Source organism: Streptomyces sp. NBC_00258, assembly GCF_036182465.1.
Lineage (GTDB): Bacteria > Actinomycetota > Actinomycetes > Streptomycetales > Streptomycetaceae > Streptomyces.
The window spans coordinates 7104788-7123644 of sequence record NZ_CP108081.1 but is presented as its reverse complement, the minus strand read 5'-3'; the positions used below and the strand labels follow the sequence as shown (position 1 = coordinate 7123644).

The window sequence follows — 18857 nt, the reverse complement described above, 5'->3', positions numbered from 1 at the left end:
TGCGTTCCGGTCAGTTGGCGTCCGCGGCCGCCGAGGCGGACGCGGACGGAGCGGAGACGGAGGCGGGATCCGCGGATGCCGACGGGACGGCGGTGGGCACGGCTCCGGCCGGCGGGGCGCCAGTGGCGACACCCGTGGGCGGGACGCCGGTGGGCTGCGCGGGCGGTGTGCCGGTGCCGCCCTGCGGCTGGACACCGCCGCCGGGCCGGGAGTTCTGGTTGCCCGGGCCGCCGCCCCCGAAGGGCAGCAGCGAGGACGGGGAGAGCGAGGGGCCCCAGCCCATGAACGCCATGCCGAGCACGACCGCGTACCCGATGCAGACGGCACCCAGGAGGAGACCGATCCGGCGCAGCAGCTTGGCTCTGCGCCCGGAGTTGTCAACGAACACGGGACCGTCTTCGGATCCGTTGGACCCGTTGGACCCGTTGCCGCGTTTGCGGCGGCGGCCGCGCCCGGCGGCGCGGGATTCGATGGCAGGCTCGGAATGCATTCCCCGGACATTAGGCAGCCTTTATGTGTCCGAAACTCTGATTTCCTTGTGAGACAGCCATGAGAAATTCCTGATCCTGTCGTTTCCCTGAGAGAGTCCCGCTCGACTTCGTGCACCGCGGCCGCCTGTGAGACGTTTTCGGTCCACGACGTGAACCAGAGAGCGGTGCATACGCAATGCGGAGTTTCCTCAAGCCGACTGCCGGGTTCGTCTGTCTGGCGGCCCTGACCTGCGCCGGGTGCTCCTCGGAACCGGACTCGGAGTCGTCGTCATCGTCGTCCTCACAGCCGTCGGCGGCGGGGGCGGGGGCGGCCTCGGAGTCGCCATCGGCCTCGGCCTCGGCGGAGTCGGCCGCCACCGCGTACGCCCCGTACGTCAGCGCCACCAGCGCCTCCGACAACGACTCGGCCGGCTCCCCGGCCACGTACAACCTGGCCTTCGTCATCGCGGGCGGCAGCGGCTGCACGCCGGAGTGGAACGGCACGACGGCCATCGGCGACTCGGCCGTCAAGTCCCGTATATCGGCGCTCAAGGAGTCCGGTGGCACCGTGCGCGTCTCCTTCGGCGGCGCCTCCGGCAAGGAACTCGCCTCTACCTGCGACAGCGCCCCCGAACTGGCCGAGGCCTACGGGGCAGCGCTCGACGCCGCAGGGGCCACGGAGGCCGACTTCGACATCGAGGGCAAGCAGTTGACCGACTCCGACTCGGTCGCGCTGCGCTCCGAAGCCATCGCCCTGCTCCAGAAGGAGCGCTCCGACCTGGCGGTCACCTTCACCCTGCCCGTGATGCCGTCCGGGCTCGACGACGACAGCCTGGCGCTGCTGGAGTCCGCCAACGACAACGGCGTCCAGGTCTCCACGGTCAACATCATGACCATGAACTACGGCAGTTCGTACGACGAGGACATGGGCGACTACGCGGAGACGTCGGCCGAGGCCGCCCACGACCAACTGGAGGACGTCTTCGGGCTGTCGGACGCCGGGGCCTGGAAGGGGCTCGCCCTCACCTCGATGATCGGCGTCAACGACGTGGACAACGAGACGTTCTCCCTGTCCGACGCGGTGCAGGTTCGCTCGTTCGCGGAGGAGAAGGGGATCGCGTGGGTGTCGATGTGGTCGACGTTCCGGGACCAGCAGTGTGAAGGTGACGATGCGGCTTCGGATGACGCGGCGACGAATTGCAGTGGGGTTGACCAGGAGGCCGGGGATTTCGCCGAAGCGTTCACCGGGTGATCGGGTCACATTTCGACTGCGGGTGGGTGGGGGTTGATCGCGCAGTTCCCCGCGCCCCTAAAAGCAAAAGGCGAGGGCGCCTGGTGCACCGCGGTTTTTCAGGCACGCCTGCTTTTCAGGGGCGCGGGGAACTCCGCGACCAGCCACAACGAACCCGCACCCTCAGGACAACGGAAAGCTCAACGGCGCCTGTGCACAAGGCGCCCCCCGCACACGGTCGCCACGCACGCCCCGTCCTCGTCGAAGACCGCGAGATCGGCCCGGCCCCCGGCCACGATCGCCGCGGGACGGACCCGGGCCAGTACGGCCACGTCATTGCGCCCGGCCGCTGCCCTCAGCTCGGCCGTGTCGGCGTACTGCTCCAGAACCGCCACCGCACCCAACTTCAGCACCGCGTGCACCCGTTCGCGTGGCGTCGGAGCATCCGGGAGCGGGCCCTCAAGGACGCGGCCCGGCCCGAGGACGCCGGGCCACCGCCGCACACGCGCACCCGGGAAGCGTTCCTGAAGGCCGGCCAGCGAGCCCGTCGCGGCGATCCGGTCGCCCTCCACGGCGACGGCCCCGTCCTTGACCGGATCGGGGTCGTCCCAGGCGTACCGCAACTCGTCAGCGACGTGAATCGTCAGCACAGCAACGCCAGTCGGAGCACTGATCGCACTGGTCGGGGCACTAGTTGGAGGCGAGGAGCTTCAGCTCCGGGTGGGCCGTGCCGCCCTCGATCGCCGTCGAGGAGATGTGGGACTGGACCCGCTCGTCGACCGGGTCGTTCGCCGGGTCGTCGTGGACGACGAGGTGCTCGTACGTCGTGGCCCGCTGTGCCGGGACGCGGCCGGCCTTGCGGATCAGGTCGATGATCTCCATGCGGTTGGAGCGGTGCTTGGCACCGGCCGAGGACACGACGTTCTCCTCCAGCATGATCGAGCCGAGGTCGTCGGCGCCGTAGTGCAGGGAGAGCTGGCCGACCTCCTTGCCCGTCGTCAGCCAGGAGCCCTGGATGTGGGCGATGTTGTCCATGAAGAGCCGCGCGATGGCGATCATCCGCAGGTACTCGAAGAGCGTGGCCTGCGTACGGCCCTTGAGGTGGTTGTTCTCGGGCTGGTACGTGTACGGGATGAAGGCGCGGAAGCCGCCCGTCCGGTCCTGCACGTCACGGATCATCCGCAGGTGCTCGATGCGCTCGGCGTTGGTCTCGCCGGTACCCATGAGCATGGTGGACGTGGACTCCACACCGAGGTTGTGCGCGGCCTCCATGATCTCCAGCCAGCGCTCGCCGCTCTCCTTCAGCGGGGCGATGGCCTTGCGGGGCCGCGCGGGCAGCAGTTCGGCACCGGCACCGGCGAAGGAGTCGAGACCGGCGGCGTGAATGCGCTGGATCGCCTCCTCGGCGGAGACCTTGGAGATACGGGCCATGTGCTCGACCTCGCTCGCCCCCAGGCTGTGGATGACGAGCTGCGGGTAGGCGGCCTTGATCGCGGCGAAGTGCTCCTCGTAGTACTCGACGCCGAAGTCCGGGTGGTGCCCGCCCTGGAACATGATCTGCGTCCCGCCGAGCTCGACGGTCTCCGCGCAGCGGCGCAGGATGTCGTCCAGATCCCGCGTCCAGCCCTTGGCGGTGTCCTTCGGCGGCGCGTAGAAGGCGCAGAACTTGCACGCCGTGACGCAGACGTTCGTGTAGTTGATGTTGCGCTCGATGATGTACGTCGCGATGTGCTCCGTACCGGCGTACCGACGGCGGCGTACGGCGTCGGCGGCGGCGCCCAGCGCGTGCAGCGGGGCGTCGCGGTAGAGGTCGAGCGCCTCTTCCGGGGTGATCCGCCCACCCTCGGCGGCACGGTCGAGGACGGACTGGAGGTCGGCCTTCTCGGTCACCGGAGCGGTCCCTTTCATAGGGGTGTGGACGGACTGATCCAGCGTACGCCAGGCCGTGTGATCACCCGACGTCAGGCCGCGTACGCCCCGATGAGCAGACCCACAAAGGCGCCCGCGATCAGGAAGGGCCCGAAGGGCATGGAGGTCTTGCGCCCGGCCCTGCGGACGACGACGAGCCCCAGCCCGTACAGCCCGCCGAACAGGAACCCGGCGAAGGTGCCCAGCAGCAGGGCTCCCCAGCCGTACCAGCCGAGGACGGCCCCGAGCCCGAGCGCGAGCTTCACGTCGCCGAAGCCCATGCCGTTGGGGTTGATGAGGAAGAGGACGAAGTAGCCGCCGCCGAGGGCGAGGCCTCCGTACAGCGCGGTCAGCCAGTCCCCGGCGTTCTCGGGCGCGGCGGCGGCCCCCGCAAGCAGGACCAGGGCCGCTCCCGCGAGCGACAGCGTCAGCACGTCCGGCAGCCGCTGCACGGTGAAGTCCACGACGGCGAGCAGCACGCCGAGCGGCGCGAGCAACAGCCAGACGCCCAGCTCGGGCCGGGTACCGGTCGCTGCCGCAAGCGCCGCGCACACGAGCGCGGCCGCGAGGGCGACGAGGGGGGTGCTGGGCCCGTACGTCCGCCCTCCACACTCCCGACATCGGGCCGGCCCGACCCAGCCGCCGATGTGGTGCCCTTCGGGACACCGCGTCTGCCACGGCTCGTCGGGGGCGACGGAGAAGCGATAGGCAGGGCGAGGGATGAACACGCCGATGGCGCCGCCCCAGAGGGCGGCGCCGACGATCATCAACAGGTCGATCGGTTGGAGGCCGTTCATCCCACGGCGGCCACGCCGCTGCGCCAGGTCGGCAGCAGCTCGTCCAGCAGGGCCTCGGTCCTGGGCGGCAGCCCACGTGCCCCGCTCCGCGCCACCAGATCCGCAGCAAGCCTCTTGAGGCGATCACTGTCACCGGTGGCATGCGTGGCCCGAAGCAACTCGTTCCACAGCCGCTCATCGCCCGGCGCGGAGCCGAGCGCCGCGTTCAGCGCCTCGATCGCCTTCTCCGCCCGGTCCTTCTCCAGGTGGAACGCGGACAGGGCGAGCCCGATGTCCGCGACGAGCAGCGGCAGTTGTGCGTCGATGATCTCGTGGGTCAGCCACCCGTACCGCCCCGCGGGCCGCTCGGCCAGCAACGGTCCCCGCACCAGCACCAGCGCATCGGTCAGCAGACGCCCGCGCACGGCACGGCTGTTGGCGCCCCGCCCCTGCGTGGCCTCGTGGTACAGCGACCGCAGCACATCCAGGTCGGACACCACGGACTTGGCGAGCTTGAGCCGCCCGGTCGAGTCGGTGCCGAGTCGCGGCGTACCGTCCGGGTCGTTGCCGAGCCAGGTGCGCAGCCGCTCGACGAGCGCGTCCCGCACGTCGTCCGTGACGCCGCGCGGCCACAGCGCGGAGGACAGCACCCGCGGATGCACACCCTCGCGGTGCAGAAGCAGCAGCGCCAACGCCTCGTGCAGCAGCGGGCTGCGCTCACCGTCCGGCGTTTCGAGGCCGATGATCTCGTACGGGCCGACGAGCCGCGCGTACACCGCGGGACGCCCCTGCTCGCTGATGTCGACGAGGAACGGCGGGGTGGTGGTGGGGCGGTCGTCGTCGCGCTCGGGGTCGGCGTCGGTGAACAGCTCGACGACGGCCCGCTGCTGGGACACCGGCAGGAGCTGCGCGTCGAGTTCGAGCCCGAGGAGCGGCGCGAGGAGCTTGCCCTCGCTGGTGATCTCCATCTCCCAGGCGGCACCGGGCAGATCGCCCGACTGCGTGCCGACGAGGTACCCGATGCCCAACCGGCTCGCGTCGGCGGCCAGTTCGGCGAGCGTGACGGCGTCCTCGGCGGACGGCTCGGCGGCGAGCAGCACGAGGTGCGGGGCCCAACGGGTGTGCTGGGCAGGGCCCGTACGCCCGGTCAGGACCGAGTCGTGCCCTGCGGCACCCAGCGCGCCGCGCCGCTGCCGCGTCTCCGCCTCCATGGTCTCCACGAGCGCCTCGATGTCGTCGAGGTGGCGGAGCCGGTTGGGCGCGAGAGGAGTGAGGTCCTCGCCGAAGCCGACGAGGGTGATCGTCATGCGGTCGGACCAGCCGTTGGTGGCCAACTCGGCGGCCACGGAGGCGAACACGCCCGCCCGGTCCTGCTCACGGCCGCTCAGTGAGACGATGCCGGGCACGGCCTCCAGATTGAGGAGGAGCCGCGAGTCGTCCATCGTGCCGAGGCTGACGAGGCCGGGGTAGGGAGCGGCCGTGTCGACGTCCTCGTACCGCTCGGCGTCTGCCCTCGCGAGCATCCAGAACGTCTGGTCCTGCCCGAGCTGCCAGGGCGCCGGCGGCTTTCCGGCGGGCTGGGCGAGCTGGAGGTGCAGGTCGCCGTTGCCGCTCATCCAGGCCGCGTAGACGGTCGGCAGCGGCCGGGACTCGCCCGCGAGCGACGCGGCGAGCCCGCGCAGGGAGAGGTCGAGAAGGCGTACGCCCTCGGGGTCGGCCCCCACCAGCAGCGCGTCCTGCGCGTCGGCGGCCGCGCCGGTGGGCGTCGGCGGTTCCATGCCGCGCCGCCCGCCGACGGCACCGAGGGCGGACTGCCACAGCGCCTGACGCCGGCGCCTGCCGAGGGCGCCGAGGAGACCGGCGGCGAGAAGGGGCGCGCCGAGCAGTGCCTGCGGCAGCCCGAACCCGCCGTCCTCACCGGCGGCCGGGGCGGCATGCTCCTGCCCCTGCTGTCCTTGCCGCTCGTCCTGCCCCTGCTGGTGCCCCTTGTCGGGGGCGGGCCGCTGCTCGGGAAGGCTGATGTGGGCGGTGTCGCGGTCGAGGGACCCGGAGCCGCCGCCCTGCTGACCGCTCCCCTGCTGTCCGCCGGCGCCACCGGTCCTGGCGTAGTCGGAGATCTGCTGCTGCACTTCCTCCGAGACCTTCGGGGCCTCGTCGGGCATCTCCACCAGCTCGCCGCCGCGGGCGTCGCCGGGCATCTCCATGATCCAGCCGGGCCGGATGAGGCTGGCCTCGGAGAGCTTCGAACCGTCGGGCTGCGTACGGTCCTTGTTGAGCTGGTAGATCTCCTTGTACCGCCGCCCGTCGCCGAGGTGGCGTTCCGCGACCTCCCAGAGGGAGTCGTGGTGACGGCCCTCGGGGGGCTGGATCCGGTAGAACTTCGTGTCGTCGTCGGAGGCGTGGGCGGCGGTCCCGCTCTCGGCGTGCGCGGCGGCGGAGGCCGCCTGCTCGGCCAGGGCGGCGGCCGTCGAGGCCGCCTGCTCCTGCTGCTGGCCGAGGAGCCCGCCCGGCGTCTGCTGCGCGGCCGCGGCGGCCGGCCGCTGGTTCCCGTCCAGCTGCTGCCCGAGCTGCGACAGGCCCGGCGTGAAGCTCGCGGCGGTCGCGCCGACGAGCAGCAGGGCCGCGACGAGCTGCCGCGCGAGCAGCTGGCTCGGGCCGGCGCCGGGCACGCGGTTCGGCAGCCCGACGCCCGACAGGGCGGCCTTCACCTCGACGAGCACGCACGCGGTGAACTGGGCCCAGGCGAACCAGACGACGACGGTCAGCGTATTGATGAACGTATCGACGCTGATCTCTTTCTGGAGCCAGTCCAGACTCGGCGAACCGCTCGGCAGCGGCCACCCGATCTGCGAGGCCAGCGCCCCGGGCACCCCGATCAGCAGCACGAGCAGGGCCACGAAGGCGAGAAACGCCTTCAGAAAGTCCCCGAACGTACGGCGCCGCCGAGGCAGGGGCTGCGGCGTCCGATTCCTCGGACCCGGCGAGCTTCCCGTCGAGTTGGAAGTGGTACGTCGCGCCATGGCGGGTGTCCTGGTGTCGTGTGTGGAGGGAGGGAGAGCGGGGGTGTGCTGAGCCTACTTAGATCTTATTGAGGGTGTCGAAGGGCGGGGAGAGAAGCAGTCCTTGAGCCCGACCGATTCCTCACCGCCCGCCCGCTATGCCCGCGATTTCCATTCGGGCGTCCGCCGTTCCACGCCTGGGCTCCAAGCACTTCGCAACTGTCACGTCACAGATCTCACGATCCCCACACAATCCCCCACCACCGCCCCGAGGCCCTCTACGTGCCCCTGGTAGCTTCGTTCTCTGTTGCACACATGCCTTATACAGGGGGAGTACACCCGTGGCCCGCCGCACCGTGACCACCGCTGCCGCGCTCGCCGCCACCGCGGCGCTTCTGCTGACCGCTTGTGGTGGGGGCGACGACTCGTCGTCGGACGACATCAAGGGGGCGGACAAGGGGTCGAGTCCGTCGGCTTCGGCGTCCGCGGCTTCGAAGGCAAACCGGCCCGTCATCGAGCTGCCGAAGAGCTTCCAGGCGGACTTCGAGGGCTGGACGGACAGCGATCCCGAACTCCAGACCGCTCTGAACGACGGCAAGGAACGGCTTCGGGCTTCGTACGCCGCCATCATCGAGGGCGACCCGGAGGCCGCCTCCATGTCCTTCTACAGCGGGCAGGGGGCGATGAGTACCGGCTCCGCGTGGGTCAAGGGCTACAAGGGCCTGACGATCGTCGGCGAAGTCAAGGCCTACGCCCCCGAGATCACCTACATCGGCAAGACGAAGAAGCGCGCCACGCTCTTCTACTGCGTCGACGAGAGCAAGGGCTTCAGCAAGGACCTCAAGACCGGCGAGAAGGCCGGCACTCCCAAGGGTGAGTCCCCGAAGGTGCAGTACCGGACGAGTCTGGGGAGAGAGGCGAACGGCGTCTGGAAGACCCAGACCGTCGAGACGAAGCCGGGAGGGTGCTGATGATGCGCACTGTTCGGTACGTCCTCGTAGGTTTGGTCGTCCCGCTGGCACTGACAACCGCACTGGCGCCGTCACCGGCACTCGCCCTCGGCGAACCGGGACATGAAGGCGAGTCGTCCGGCGGCGCGGGCGGAAAGGACCTCTACGCCTCCGCCACCCACTCGCAGATCCGGATCTCGTACCCCAAGGGCGGAGACGGCGGCGGGAAGAAGGGCAATCTCGGGGCGGTCGACCCGAACTGGAAGCCCCCGGCCTGCTGGTACGAGCCCGTCTTCACCCCCGAGAGCCTTGAGCGCTTCGTGGACGAGTCGGACGGTGTCGGAGACGTCGGCATCCACCAGTCGTGGATCGGCAAGGGGCTCTGGACCGACCACTACAAGGACGGCAAGCCGGAAGACAACATGGACGACAACTGGACGTCCGCCCCCGGCTACGAGGACTACAACAAGGGCAAGGACGGCTACTTCTGGCGCAGCGTCGCGCCCGACGACTCCGACCCGGACTCCTGGGACTGCGGCCTCATCATGTTCTGGCAGGACGCCGGCCAGATCCCCGACGTGCCCAACGCGCCGACTCCCAAGACCCTGGCCGACTACGCCTACGACAAGATCGAGGTCCCCGACACGGAGATCGAGCTGCGGCCGGAGGCCAAGTCCACGGTCAACCTGCCCACTTGGGTGTGGCTGGACAAGGGCACGTTCCAAGACGTCCAGGTCCGTGCCGAACTCCCCAACACGGGCATCTGGGCAGAAACCACCGCGAAGCCGGTGAGTCTTCATCTCGAACCAGGTACGGCGGACGCGGAGACCTACCCCGCCTCCGGTGAGTGTGAGATCAACGACGACGGCTCCATCGGCACCCCGTACAAGAAGGGCGACGCCGAGCAGGCGCCTCCCTGCGGGATCACGTACCTGCGTGCCACCGGCGGAGAGCCGTACGCGCTCAAGGCCTCCGTCACCTGGCAGATCTCCTGGGAGGGCAACGGCGGTGCGGGCGGTGACCTGCCCGACGGCACCTTCGAGACCACCCAGGACATGAACGTCCAGGAGATCCAGTCGATCAACCGCTGACGCGCGGCCACCACTTCGCGGCAGTCGTTCCCTTCGCGGCAGGCGTTCCCCTGCCCCGAGTCCCCACAACAGAAGAAGAGACGCGCACACCATGGCTTCCCCCCACCCGGCACGCGCCGCACGCACGACCGGCATCGCTCTGCTGATGCTCGGGCTGACTTCCACCGTCGCTCTCACCGGGTGCGGCGGCAGCACGGACGACGACGGGAAGGCCGGCCCGAAAGCCTCGGCCTCCGCCGCCCCCAAGGGCGCCGTGACCCGCGAGCAGGCGGCGAAGATCGTCGACAACTACGCGGCTGTCAACGGCAAGGCGAACAAAACGCAGAACGCCAAGCTGCTGGCGACGGTCGAAGGCGGCCAGGTCCACGAGCAGAGCAAGGCCGACTACAAGACCTTCGGCACCTGGACGAAGGCGGACCGGAGCGACTACGAGAAGCCCTTCACCTACCAGGACCGTACGTACTACATCCCCGCCGGTGGGGACTGGTTCGCCGTCAAGGCCACCGCCAGTGGATCGAAGACCCCCGCCCTCCTGGTCTTCGACAAGGACGGCGGCGCCTGGAAGCTGACGTCGGCGGTCTACGCCGAGGCACCGATCCCGGCGATCGACACCGGCGACCACGGTCTCGCCACCGCCGTGGCCCCCTCCACCCGTGTCGGAGCCCTCGCCCCGAACGAAGTGAGCGCGGCGTTCGAGGACCTGTACGAGACCGGTGGGAAGAAGGCCGGCGCCGGGATCTCCCACACCACGGACCCGGCCAAGGACGCCCTCAAGCTCTACAAGGGGCGCGACACATTCGATCTGGCCAAGTGGGCGACCAAGAAGTACTTCGCCAAGGACCCGGCGTACGGGAAGACCTACGCGCTGCGGCTGGCCGACGGCGGTGTGCTCGCGGTCGTCCCGACCGCCCACACCCAGGAGACGCTGCTCAAGCAGCAGTACATGGGCAGCTTCGAGATCACCCCGAACAAAGAGGAGTCCGTCTACAACCCGGCCAAGCGCGCCCTCGTCACCGACACCTTCCAGGGCATGACGCTCGCCACCCTGCCGAAGTCGGGCAAGCCTTCGGTGATCGCGTACGAGTACCGGATGACGGACTCGAAGTAGACGACGGGACCGGCGGGGCATTGTCGGCGCGGGTGACGGGGGTATCGTCCGCTTCATATAGTCACAACTTGCGCAGACAGCAGACACGAGCCGCCGAGGCACGGACACCACAGGGGGAACGCACATGGGCAAGCCCGACCTCGCGCTGCCGCTCAGTGAGCTGGAGGACTACGGCACCCGGCTGCGTGACATCAAGTCGCGGATGAACCACACCAAGAAGCTCTTCGAGTCCTACAAGGACGACATCGGTGACGGCGGCGTCTACGAAAAGCTGGAGGACTTCGAGTCCAACTGGGAGGACGGCCGCGAGGACATCAACCAGGCGCTCGACGCGCTGGCCCAGATGTCCGAGGCGATCGTGCGGGAGTTCAAGAAGCTGGACGACGACCTGGCGAAGCAGGTCTCCGAGGGCGTGAAGTCCGACGGCAAGGGCGGCGAGAGCGGCAAGTAGAACGGCGGCGGCAAGCGGGCCGCCCCGTCCGCGTGAGTGGGCGCCCGCGCCTCAGCCGGCCTCGCTGTCCACCCCGTCAGCCGACCTCGTTCTCGGCAACCGCCCGCCCCCGGACCGTCACGTCGCCGCCGTAGAACATCCCCGTGAAGACCGGCGAGTACGTGAGCTGGACCTCCACCTCGACCTCGTCGGCGGTGGCGGCGACGCAGTGGGTGGCGGCGATGTCCGCGCCGGTCATGCCCATCTCCTGGGCGAAGGCCTTGACCCGGGCGCCGCAGTTCTCGAAGAGGATGGGGGCGGGGCCGCCCTCGTTCTCGTACAGGGCCTCGCGGTCGATGTCCTGGGCCGCGTACCGGGCGGCCTGTTCGGCGATGTCGGCGGCGCGTTCCCGCTTGGAGATCGACAGGCCGCCGTCGATGACGAAGGCCGAGAGGGACAGGAACACGAGGGCGAAGATGATGACCGCTCCGGCGCCCGAGCCCCGGTCGTCGAGCCGCGTGCGGCGGGCGGAGACCCAGTCGCGTACGGCGGGAGGGATGTTCACGCGGCCCTCCGCAGGGGGTCGATCGGCGAACTGAAGCTCGCGGTCAGCGTCGTGGGGACGTCGAGCCCGAGCATCGCCAGGCCCCGCACCTCACAGCTCACCTCGACCGTGAAGATGCTGTCGGGCTCGAAGCCCGCGCTCGTCTGGTTGACGGTCACGGGACCCGAGCAGACGTCGTCGAGGTCCGCGGCGGCCGCCTTGCGGGCCTCGGACATGGCGATGGCGTGGTTCTTCTGGATCGAGCCGGCCCGGGCCGCGTCCCGCGCGGCGCCGTCGATCGCACCGCGCCCGTCCACGAGCTGCCCGAAGGCCACGAGGACAAGGATGAAGAGGATCATCACCGGGGCCAGGATGACCACTTCGATGGTGGACAGCCCCCGGTCGCGGGCGCCCGCGGCTGCTGCGGTGACGGCACGAGCCCGCTGCCGTACAAAGTCCCGCACATGGTCCCGTACGAAGTCCCCGGACTCCCGTACCGCCGAGCGCACCCCGGCAGGAAGCGCACCCATCAGTTGCCCTCCTCCTGCACGAACCGCTCCACCGGTCCCGAGGACTGAGCGTGCACCGTCATGTCCAGCCCCGGGAACACCGACGGCACCTTCGCCGTGATCTCCACGCCCACCGTGTTCTGCTCCGGCTGGAGCATCTCCACGTTCGGGGAGAGCACCAACTGCGGCCCCAGCTGCGCGATGTAGCTGTCGACGACGTCCCGTGCCTCGCCGCGCCACGCGCCCGGCTGTTCGTCGGCCGTCGCGCGGGCCTTGCGGGCGCCGGCCTGGGCCGCCGCCTGGGCGACGTGGTCGGCGAAGAAGTACAGCGCGAACTGCACGGTGGCGAAGATCATGAAGAAGAGCACGGGCGTGAGCAGCACGAACTCGATCGCGGTCATGCCGGAGTCGCCGCGGGTGGAGGCGGCCTCCACCCGGCGGCGTACCCAGCGTCGTACGCTCACCAGTTACCCCGTATGAGAGATATGAGAGGGAAGAGAGTCGGAGAGCGGAATCAGCAGGTGCTGCCCGCGTCCGCGCCCTTGATGCAGTCGCCGACCTTGTTGGCGCCGTCGCTCAGCGCGGCGTTGATGATCGCGGCGACCACGCCGACGATCGCCACGACGACCGCCGAGATGATGACCCACTCCACCGCGGACGCACCACGGTCGAGCTCGCCGGAGCGGGCACGCTGCACCCGCCCCTGGAGGAAGGTGATCAGGAAGTCCACCCCCGGGATCCCGGTGCTGAAGTTCCGTCCGTTCATGGTGAGTTGTCCTCTCAAGACAGTTCTCGAGTTCATTTCAGAGCAGTTCGAGGATGCAGTTGTCGGTGCCGGAGTCAGACCTGGAACACACGCATCGCCGCCGGGAAGATCAGGAAGACGAGGAAGCCCGCGCAGAGCAGCAGCTGCGCGACGAGCATCGACTGCGACTTCTCACCCGCGCTGCCCTCGATCTCGGCGAGTTCGCGGTGCCGCATCGTCTCGGCCCGGGAGGCGAGCGACTCGCGCACCTTCGCGCCGTCGTCCGCGACCAGCGCCAACGAGGCCGACAGGTCCTTCAGTTCCTCCACCCCCAGGTCCTCGCCCAGGGAACCGAGCGCCTGCCACTGGCTGATGCCGGTGATCCGGGCGTCCGCGAGCGCATTACGGATGCGCTGCGTGGCCCAGCCGTCGGAGACCTCGGCGGCGGCCATCAGGGCCTCCGGGAGACCCCGGCCGCCCGCGAGGCTCATCGACACGAGGTCCAGATACGCGCCGATCACGCGCCGCAGGTCACGCCGCTTCTCCGCCGCGTCCCTGCGTACTTCCAGGTCCGGCAGGAAGAAGAAGAGGGTCGCGAACATCAGCGCGAGCCAGACCGGGATGACGGGGCTGCGGCCGAAGCCGAGTGTCCAGACCACGGCGAACATGAACGGGCCGAAGAACAGCCCGGCCGCCGCCAGCAGCACCTTCGTCGCGAGGAAGTTCTCCCAACTCCGGTCCAGCACGGCCAGGTCGGCCCGCAACGACCGCAGCTCCCAGCCCTGCTGCATGTAGAACTCGGAGACGCGCGCACCGACTCCGGTCCGTACGCTGCCGAGCCGCCCGGTGTCGGAGGTGGTGCGGTGCGAGGACTCGTACGCCGCTCCCCGCGCCCGCATCGCGTCGATGCGCGCGACCTGTGAGACCGCGCTGCGCTTGGACGGCATCATGGCGCGGACGAGGGCGTAGATGCCCAGGCCCAGGACGGCGCCGACCACGACGGGCATGGTCAGGGACGAGTTCATCGGCGTACCCCCTCCTCCGGCAACGACTGGGGCTGGGACGGCGTCGGCGACGACGTACGGGGCCGGACGAACTGGACGGACGACTCGTCCCGTACCAGGAAGCGTTCCGGCGTCTCGATGGTCGACAGCTTGCGCAGCCATACGAAGCCGAGCGCGAACAGGCCGCAGACACAGGCGAGTACGAGCTGGCCGACCGCCGTGCCGTACGGCTCGACGAACTCGCGGTTGAAGATCGACAGGCCGAGCACGAAGGCGACCGAGACGGCGACGACGATCTGTACGGAGCGACGGGTCGAAGCGCGCTGTGCCATGACCCTCTGCCGCATGTCGACCTCTTCGCGCGCCGACTTGGCGAGCGCGCCCAGGACCTGCCGCAGACCCGGGCCGCGCAGCCGCGCGTTGAGGATCAGGGCGGCCACGATGATGTCGGCGGACGCGTCGTCGATCTCGTCGGCGAGCTGCTGGAGGGCTTCCGGCAGCGGCGTACGGGAGCGGAGGCGGTCGACGAGGGCGTCGAGGTGCGGGCGGAGGACCGGTGCCGCGGCGCGCGCGGAGGCGGGGATGGCCTGTTCGAGGCCGACCGCGCCCGCGATGGTGTCGCGCAGCGACTCGGTCCAGGAGGCGAGGGCCTCCACGCGGCGCATGGCGGACTTCTCCTCGGAGGCGCCGCCGAAGAGCTTGTCCCAGAAGAAGACGAGGACGGCGGTCGCGATACCGGCGACGGCCCACCGCGTGAGCAGCAGGACGACGATGCCGGCGCCGGCGGCGATCGAACCGCGCTGACCGGCGAACCGTACGAGCTCGGAGGCCCGTTCGCTCGCCTTCTGCTTCTCGTGCTCGGGCTTGGCGGGCAGTCCGCGGACCGCGACGGCGAACAGCGCGAGGCCGCCGCCGACGGCGATACCGCACCCGAGCGCGTACAGGACCGTCGTGGAGAACAGCCCGCCCATGGAGCCGAGTCCGTCGAGATTCATGGTCAGCTCACCCCCAGTTCCCGCCGCCGGGCAGGCGATAGCCGTGCTGGATCAGGTCTTCGAGACAGGCGAGCGGCGCGTGCGGCACGATCCGGCCGTCCGCCGCCTCGGCGAACACCTCGCTGGACAGGACGCGTCCGTCGACGCCGTTGACCTCGCGGATGGAGGTGACCATGCGCTGGAGTCGGCCGCCCGTCTGGTAGTTGTTGCGCCGCTGGACGAAGACGACGAAGTTCACCGCTCCCGCGACGAGCATCTGGCTGGCCTCGATGGGCAGCCGCTCGGTGGCCTGGAGCGCGTACGTGGAAATACGGTTGAAGACCTCGCTGGAGCTGTTGGCGTGGATCGTGGACAGCGAGCCGTCGTTGCCCTGCGACATCGCGTTCAGCATGGTCACGATCTCGTCGCCGAGGACCTCACCGACGATGACGCGCGAGGGGTTCATTCGCAGCGACCGCCGGACCAGCTCGGCCATCGAAATGGTGCCCTGGCCCTCGGAGTTGGGCAGCCGCTCCTCGAACGCCACGACGTTCGGGTGCAGATCGGCGAACTGGTCGAGGCCGAGCTCCAGGGCGCGCTCGACGGTGATGAGGCGCTCGTGCGGCGGGATCTCGTTCGCCAGGGCCCTCAGGAGGGTGGTCTTACCGGCGTTGGTCGCGCCCGCGATCATGATGTTCTTGCGCGCCCGGACGGCGCAGGCGAGGAAGTGCCCGATGTCGGGGGTGAGCGTGCCGTTGCCGACGAGGTCGGACATGAAGACCTTGCCCATACGCGCGCGACGGATGGAGAGCGCCGGGCGCCGCGTCACGTCCATGACGGCGGACAGTCGGGACCCGTCCGGCAGCCGCAGGTCGAGCTGCGGGTTCGCGGAGTCGAAGGGCCGGGAGGAGAGACCGGAGTACGCGCCGAGGATCTGGATCAGCTCGATGAGCTCCTCGTCGGTCTCGGCGACGGGATCGCCCTTCTCCTCCCGCCCGTCCGAGTAGCCGACGAAGACCTGGTCGTACCCGTTGATGTCGATGTTCTCGACCTCGGGGTTGTCCAGCAGGGGCTGCAGACGCCCGACGCCGAAGAGCGCGGCGTGCACGGCGGCCGCGTACTGCTCCTCGGTCTCCGCGTCCAGCGGCGTACGCCCGGAGTTGATCTCCGTACGGGCGTACTCCTCCAGTATCTGGGCTATCACCGCGCGGGCGTAGTGCCGCTCGTCCTCGTTGGACATCGGCGTGACGCCGGAGACCTGGTCGAGACGGCGCTGCTCGGCGATACGGTCGCCGGCCTCCTGCCGGAACCGCTTGACCAGCTGGTGGTCGACTGCTGTCATCGGCCGGCTCCGGCGGTGGCCTGACCGTTCGGACCGCCGGCCGCCGGTACGGCCCAGGCCGCGCCGAACTGCTGGTAGAGGTCCGAGGTCACCTTGCGCGCCGAGCGGATGAGCAGCGACTTGTCGAGCCGTCCGCGCTTGCGGCCGGCCAACTGGTCGGCGCCTGCCGGGTCGTCGGCGACCGTGCCGACGACGCGGGCGCCGGTCTGCGCGGCCACCAGCATGTCGTTGACCTGGTGGACGAGCTTGCCGGACTCGCTCGGGTCGGTGATGAGGACGACGCCGATGAGGGGCGTGCCGAGGGCGGCCGCCCCCCTGGCTCCGCCGTGCAGCTTGGCACTGAGGGCGGCGGCCCGGTCGCGTACGCGCGCGATGGCCTCCGGCTCGGTGCGGGAGATGAGGAGTACGAGTGCCGCCTGCGAGAACATCTCGACGGCCGGGGTGTCACCGCTGATCCGTCCGCAGTCCGCGATGACGTCGGCGGGCGCGTGCGGGGAGTCGGCGAGCTGCGCGAAGGCCCGGCCGAGCGTGGGCCACAGCCCCGCGAGCCCGGCCGCCTGCTCGGCGTTCCCGAGCCCGACGAGCACTTCGAGCCCACCGCTCAACGGCTGTACGTGGTCCCAGAGTTGATCCGGTACGAGGCCACGGCGGGCGGTCGCGGCGATGGACAGCATGCCGGTGTTCGGGTTCAGCGGCCCGCCGTGCGCGGCGGCACTGCGGTACACGAGGTCGCCGCCGGCCGGGTCGGTCTCGGCGAGCAGCACCCTGCGGGGCCAGACGGCGGCGAGGGCGACGGCCGCCGTGGTGACGCCGGGGGAACCTTTGTCGGCGGCGAGGGCGATGAGGGCCATGGTGTGTGTGACTCTCTTGCCGCTAGTTGCCGGGGACGAGGACGACAGCGACTTCGCCCGCGGCGGCGGCCTGGGCGAGGGCGGCGGCGTCGGACTGGTCCACGAGGAGGCTGAGGGCGAGGTTGCCGGTGCTGATGGTGGAGTCGTCGTCGCTGCTCTTGGTGTTGACGCGCGCGTCGTCGACGATGAGGGCGTTGCTGCTCGGCGTACCGGTCGAGTTGCCCTCGTCGGAGTTGGAACTGCCGCTGTCGTCGCCGACGCGGTAGGCGGCCACGATGTCACCGGCCTTGATGTTCGCGGGGTACTGGCCCTCCTTGAGGGCGAGGCCCACGGAGGCCTTGCCTGCCGGGAGCGCGCTCTTCTTTCCGAACATCTCGCCGACGGCGACGACACCCTTGGGAATCGCGTTGACGGCCTTCAGCTTCTTCAGCCCGGCCAGCTGGGACCACTCCACGTAGTGGATGCTGTCGTCGGCCGCGACCATGACCGAGGTCGTGTTGGCGTCGGTGACGGACTCCCCGGCGGGGATGGGCTGCGTGATCTTCACGACCTCGATACGGTCGCCGGCGCGCAGCACCAGCATGGTCGCCCCGAGCGCACCCACGAGGATCAGCAGGACCGCGAGCGCGGCCAGCGCGGGTTTGCGCTCGCGAGGCGGCGAGGGAAGGCGCTCCCCCATCGTCGGCTGAACCGGCGCAGCGGAACGGTTGTTGCCCGCCCCCGTACGCTCTTGGATCTTCACGCAACCGCTCCCCGTACACCCAAGAAGGTTTCGTCATTCAGGACACTTGGAACACTTCGGCCGCACCGGGCGTACCGCCCGACCTGGTCGAATAGCCACGGCCGGAATGAGTGTCAAGTCATCGCACCGTATCAGCAGCGCATAAGCCCCTCAAGGCGCGCCCGGGGCCGTGAAGCTCACACGCCCCGACGTTATCCACGCGCAACGCGGGGCGTTCGGTTCCCGGTTGAGGAAGGGCCTGCGTACGGGGCTGCCGCTGTGCACGAGCGAATCATCCGGTCCTGCTCAGACGCGAGTTCGTCACGCTCCGTCCATCAGGTCTGCACTACTCGCTCACGGGGGTGGGACGGGGGCGTGGAAGGATCTCCAGCGATCTTCAGCCGCGCGGACGACGGCCCCGTCCGTCGCCTCGCGAAAACCAAGGAGCCCTCCCCCACATGAAGCGATCCGCCCTCGCCGCCTCCGCGCTCACCGTCGCCGCACTCGCCGGACTGACCGCCTGCGGAGGCGGCGACTCGGAGACGGACGCGGCCGGCAAGCCCGGGACCGGGGCCACGGCTTCCAAGGCCGAGGAGGTGAGTCCGGCGGAGCGCCTGGCGAAGCTCATGATCACGAAGGCCGACGTGGGCGAGTACGCGGTCGAGGAGCCCTCCGACGAGTTCGTGTTCGCCAAGTCCCCGGACGAGGTGACCCTGGACAAGAAGGTGTGCGCCCCGCTGGCGTACGCGATGAACCAACTCCCGCTCGGCGAACCGCAGGCGGACCTCACGCGGGTCGCCTCGAAGGACGGCCTCAACGGCGGCTACACCTACGTCACGCTCACCACCTACGAGGACGGCGGAGCGAAGTCGGCCATGACCGGCCTCTCCAAGGCGGTGGCCTCCTGCGGCGACGGCTTCACCGCCAAGTCGAAGAGCGGCACCAGCCCGTACGACTCGGTCACCGCGGAACCGACCACCAAGGCGGGCGACGAGTCCCTCGCCTTCAAGTCCACGATGACGGTCCTGGGCACCACACACACGCTCCACTCGGCCGCCGTACGCCGCGACGACGTCATCGCGGTCTACTTCTCGGTGGACGGCAGGGCGATCGCGGAGTCGAGGCCGAGCGACACGAAGCTGGCGGCGGTCGTGGTCGAGGCGCAGAACGCGAAGCTGGGTTGAGGCCTGTCCATGACTCGCCC

Annotated in this window: 20 protein-coding genes; 6 read left to right on the top strand and 14 right to left on the bottom strand. The window is 69.9% G+C overall.

Features of this window, described 5'->3' with window-relative positions:
• Window positions 1–10 precede the first annotated feature (10 nt).
• Entirely contained in the window at window positions 11–490 is a 480-nt protein-coding gene (locus OG718_RS31760; protein ID WP_328845804.1) for a hypothetical protein, read from the bottom strand.
• 176 nt (window positions 491–666) lie between these two features.
• Here OG718_RS31760 and OG718_RS31755 point away from each other — a divergent pair, with 176 nt between their 5' ends.
• Window positions 667–1722 (top strand): chitinase, encoded by a 1056-nt coding sequence (locus OG718_RS31755; protein WP_328845802.1) that lies wholly within the window; start codon window positions 667–669, stop codon window positions 1720–1722.
• A 179-nt stretch (window positions 1723–1901) separates the two neighbouring features.
• Here OG718_RS31755 and OG718_RS31750 read toward each other — a convergent pair whose 3' ends face one another.
• From OG718_RS31750 to OG718_RS31735, 4 genes are all read right to left on the bottom strand, one after another.
• Complete coding sequence (locus tag OG718_RS31750) at window positions 1902–2351, bottom strand: imidazolonepropionase-like domain-containing protein (RefSeq protein WP_328845801.1); 450 nt, start codon at window positions 2349–2351, stop codon at window positions 1902–1904.
• Between the two features lie 40 nt (window positions 2352–2391).
• Complete coding sequence (gene mqnC, locus OG718_RS31745) at window positions 2392–3591, bottom strand: cyclic dehypoxanthinyl futalosine synthase (protein ID WP_143643507.1); 1200 nt, start codon at window positions 3589–3591, stop codon at window positions 2392–2394.
• A 71-nt stretch (window positions 3592–3662) separates the two neighbouring features.
• The gene (locus OG718_RS31740; protein ID WP_143643506.1) at window positions 3663–4406 is read right to left on the bottom strand and encodes a prepilin peptidase; all 744 of its coding nucleotides are present in this window, start codon (window positions 4404–4406) and stop codon (window positions 3663–3665) included.
• Window positions 4403–7405, bottom strand: coding sequence for a BTAD domain-containing putative transcriptional regulator (locus tag OG718_RS31735; RefSeq protein ID WP_328845800.1), 3003 nt, complete (start codon window positions 7403–7405; stop codon window positions 4403–4405). Before OG718_RS31735 ends, OG718_RS31740 begins: the two co-directional genes overlap by 4 nt.
• 320 nt (window positions 7406–7725) lie before the next feature.
• Between OG718_RS31735 and OG718_RS31730 the strand changes: the two genes are divergently transcribed.
• The 4 genes from OG718_RS31730 to OG718_RS31715 all read left to right on the top strand — a co-directional run bounded on the left by OG718_RS31730 (window position 7726) and on the right by OG718_RS31715 (window position 10984).
• Window positions 7726–8355: a hypothetical protein gene (locus tag OG718_RS31730; RefSeq protein WP_143643504.1), complete on the top strand. Its 630-nt coding sequence runs from the start codon at window positions 7726–7728 to the stop codon at window positions 8353–8355.
• Entirely contained in the window at window positions 8355–9425 is a 1071-nt protein-coding gene (locus OG718_RS31725) for a hypothetical protein (protein ID WP_443055177.1), read from the top strand. Before OG718_RS31730 ends, OG718_RS31725 begins: the two co-directional genes overlap by 1 nt.
• Before the next feature lie 91 nt (window positions 9426–9516).
• Complete coding sequence (locus OG718_RS31720; protein WP_328845798.1) at window positions 9517–10533, top strand: hypothetical protein; 1017 nt, start codon at window positions 9517–9519, stop codon at window positions 10531–10533.
• Between the two features lie 124 nt (window positions 10534–10657).
• Window positions 10658–10984, top strand: coding sequence for a hypothetical protein (locus OG718_RS31715; protein WP_143643502.1), 327 nt, complete (start codon window positions 10658–10660; stop codon window positions 10982–10984).
• A gap of 76 nt (window positions 10985–11060) precedes the next feature.
• On the opposite strand, the gene OG718_RS31710 is transcribed toward OG718_RS31715, so the two are convergent.
• The 9 genes from OG718_RS31710 to OG718_RS31670 form a co-directional block, all read right to left on the bottom strand.
• Window positions 11061–11528 carry a TadE/TadG family type IV pilus assembly protein gene (locus OG718_RS31710; RefSeq protein ID WP_373466231.1) on the bottom strand — a complete coding sequence of 156 codons (468 nt, stop codon included), beginning with the start codon at window positions 11526–11528 and terminating at the stop codon, window positions 11061–11063.
• Window positions 11525–12037, bottom strand: coding sequence for a TadE/TadG family type IV pilus assembly protein (locus OG718_RS31705; protein WP_306939388.1), 513 nt, complete (start codon window positions 12035–12037; stop codon window positions 11525–11527). The genes OG718_RS31710 and OG718_RS31705 overlap by 4 nt, the downstream gene beginning before the upstream one ends.
• Entirely contained in the window at window positions 12037–12417 is a 381-nt protein-coding gene (locus OG718_RS31700; protein WP_260695784.1) for a TadE family protein, read from the bottom strand. The genes OG718_RS31705 and OG718_RS31700 overlap by 1 nt, the downstream gene beginning before the upstream one ends.
• Window positions 12418–12530: 113 nt before the next feature.
• Window positions 12531–12782, bottom strand: a complete 252-nt coding sequence (locus OG718_RS31695) for a hypothetical protein (protein ID WP_055610899.1) — start codon at window positions 12780–12782, stop codon at window positions 12531–12533.
• A 74-nt stretch (window positions 12783–12856) separates the two neighbouring features.
• On the bottom strand, window positions 12857–13786 hold the full coding sequence (locus tag OG718_RS31690; protein ID WP_328845797.1) for a type II secretion system F family protein: 930 nt from the start codon (window positions 13784–13786) through the stop codon (window positions 12857–12859).
• Window positions 13783–14736 carry a type II secretion system F family protein gene (locus tag OG718_RS31685; protein ID WP_186001495.1) on the bottom strand — a complete coding sequence of 318 codons (954 nt, stop codon included), beginning with the start codon at window positions 14734–14736 and terminating at the stop codon, window positions 13783–13785. The genes OG718_RS31690 and OG718_RS31685 overlap by 4 nt, the downstream gene beginning before the upstream one ends.
• Window positions 14737–14767: 31 nt before the next feature.
• Window positions 14768–16081, bottom strand: a complete 1314-nt coding sequence (locus OG718_RS31680; RefSeq protein WP_143643498.1) for a CpaF family protein — start codon at window positions 16079–16081, stop codon at window positions 14768–14770.
• A complete protein-coding gene (locus tag OG718_RS31675; protein WP_143643497.1) occupies window positions 16078–16932 on the bottom strand; it encodes a hypothetical protein in 855 nt (284 codons plus the stop codon). The genes OG718_RS31680 and OG718_RS31675 overlap by 4 nt, the downstream gene beginning before the upstream one ends.
• A 22-nt stretch (window positions 16933–16954) precedes the next feature.
• Window positions 16955–17674 carry a hypothetical protein gene (locus tag OG718_RS31670; RefSeq protein ID WP_143643496.1) on the bottom strand — a complete coding sequence of 240 codons (720 nt, stop codon included), beginning with the start codon at window positions 17672–17674 and terminating at the stop codon, window positions 16955–16957.
• Between the two features lie 437 nt (window positions 17675–18111).
• On the opposite strand from OG718_RS31670, the gene OG718_RS31665 reads away from it, so the two are divergent.
• Window positions 18112–18837, top strand: a complete 726-nt coding sequence (locus OG718_RS31665) for a hypothetical protein (protein ID WP_143643495.1) — start codon at window positions 18112–18114, stop codon at window positions 18835–18837.
• Window positions 18838–18857 lie beyond the last annotated feature (20 nt).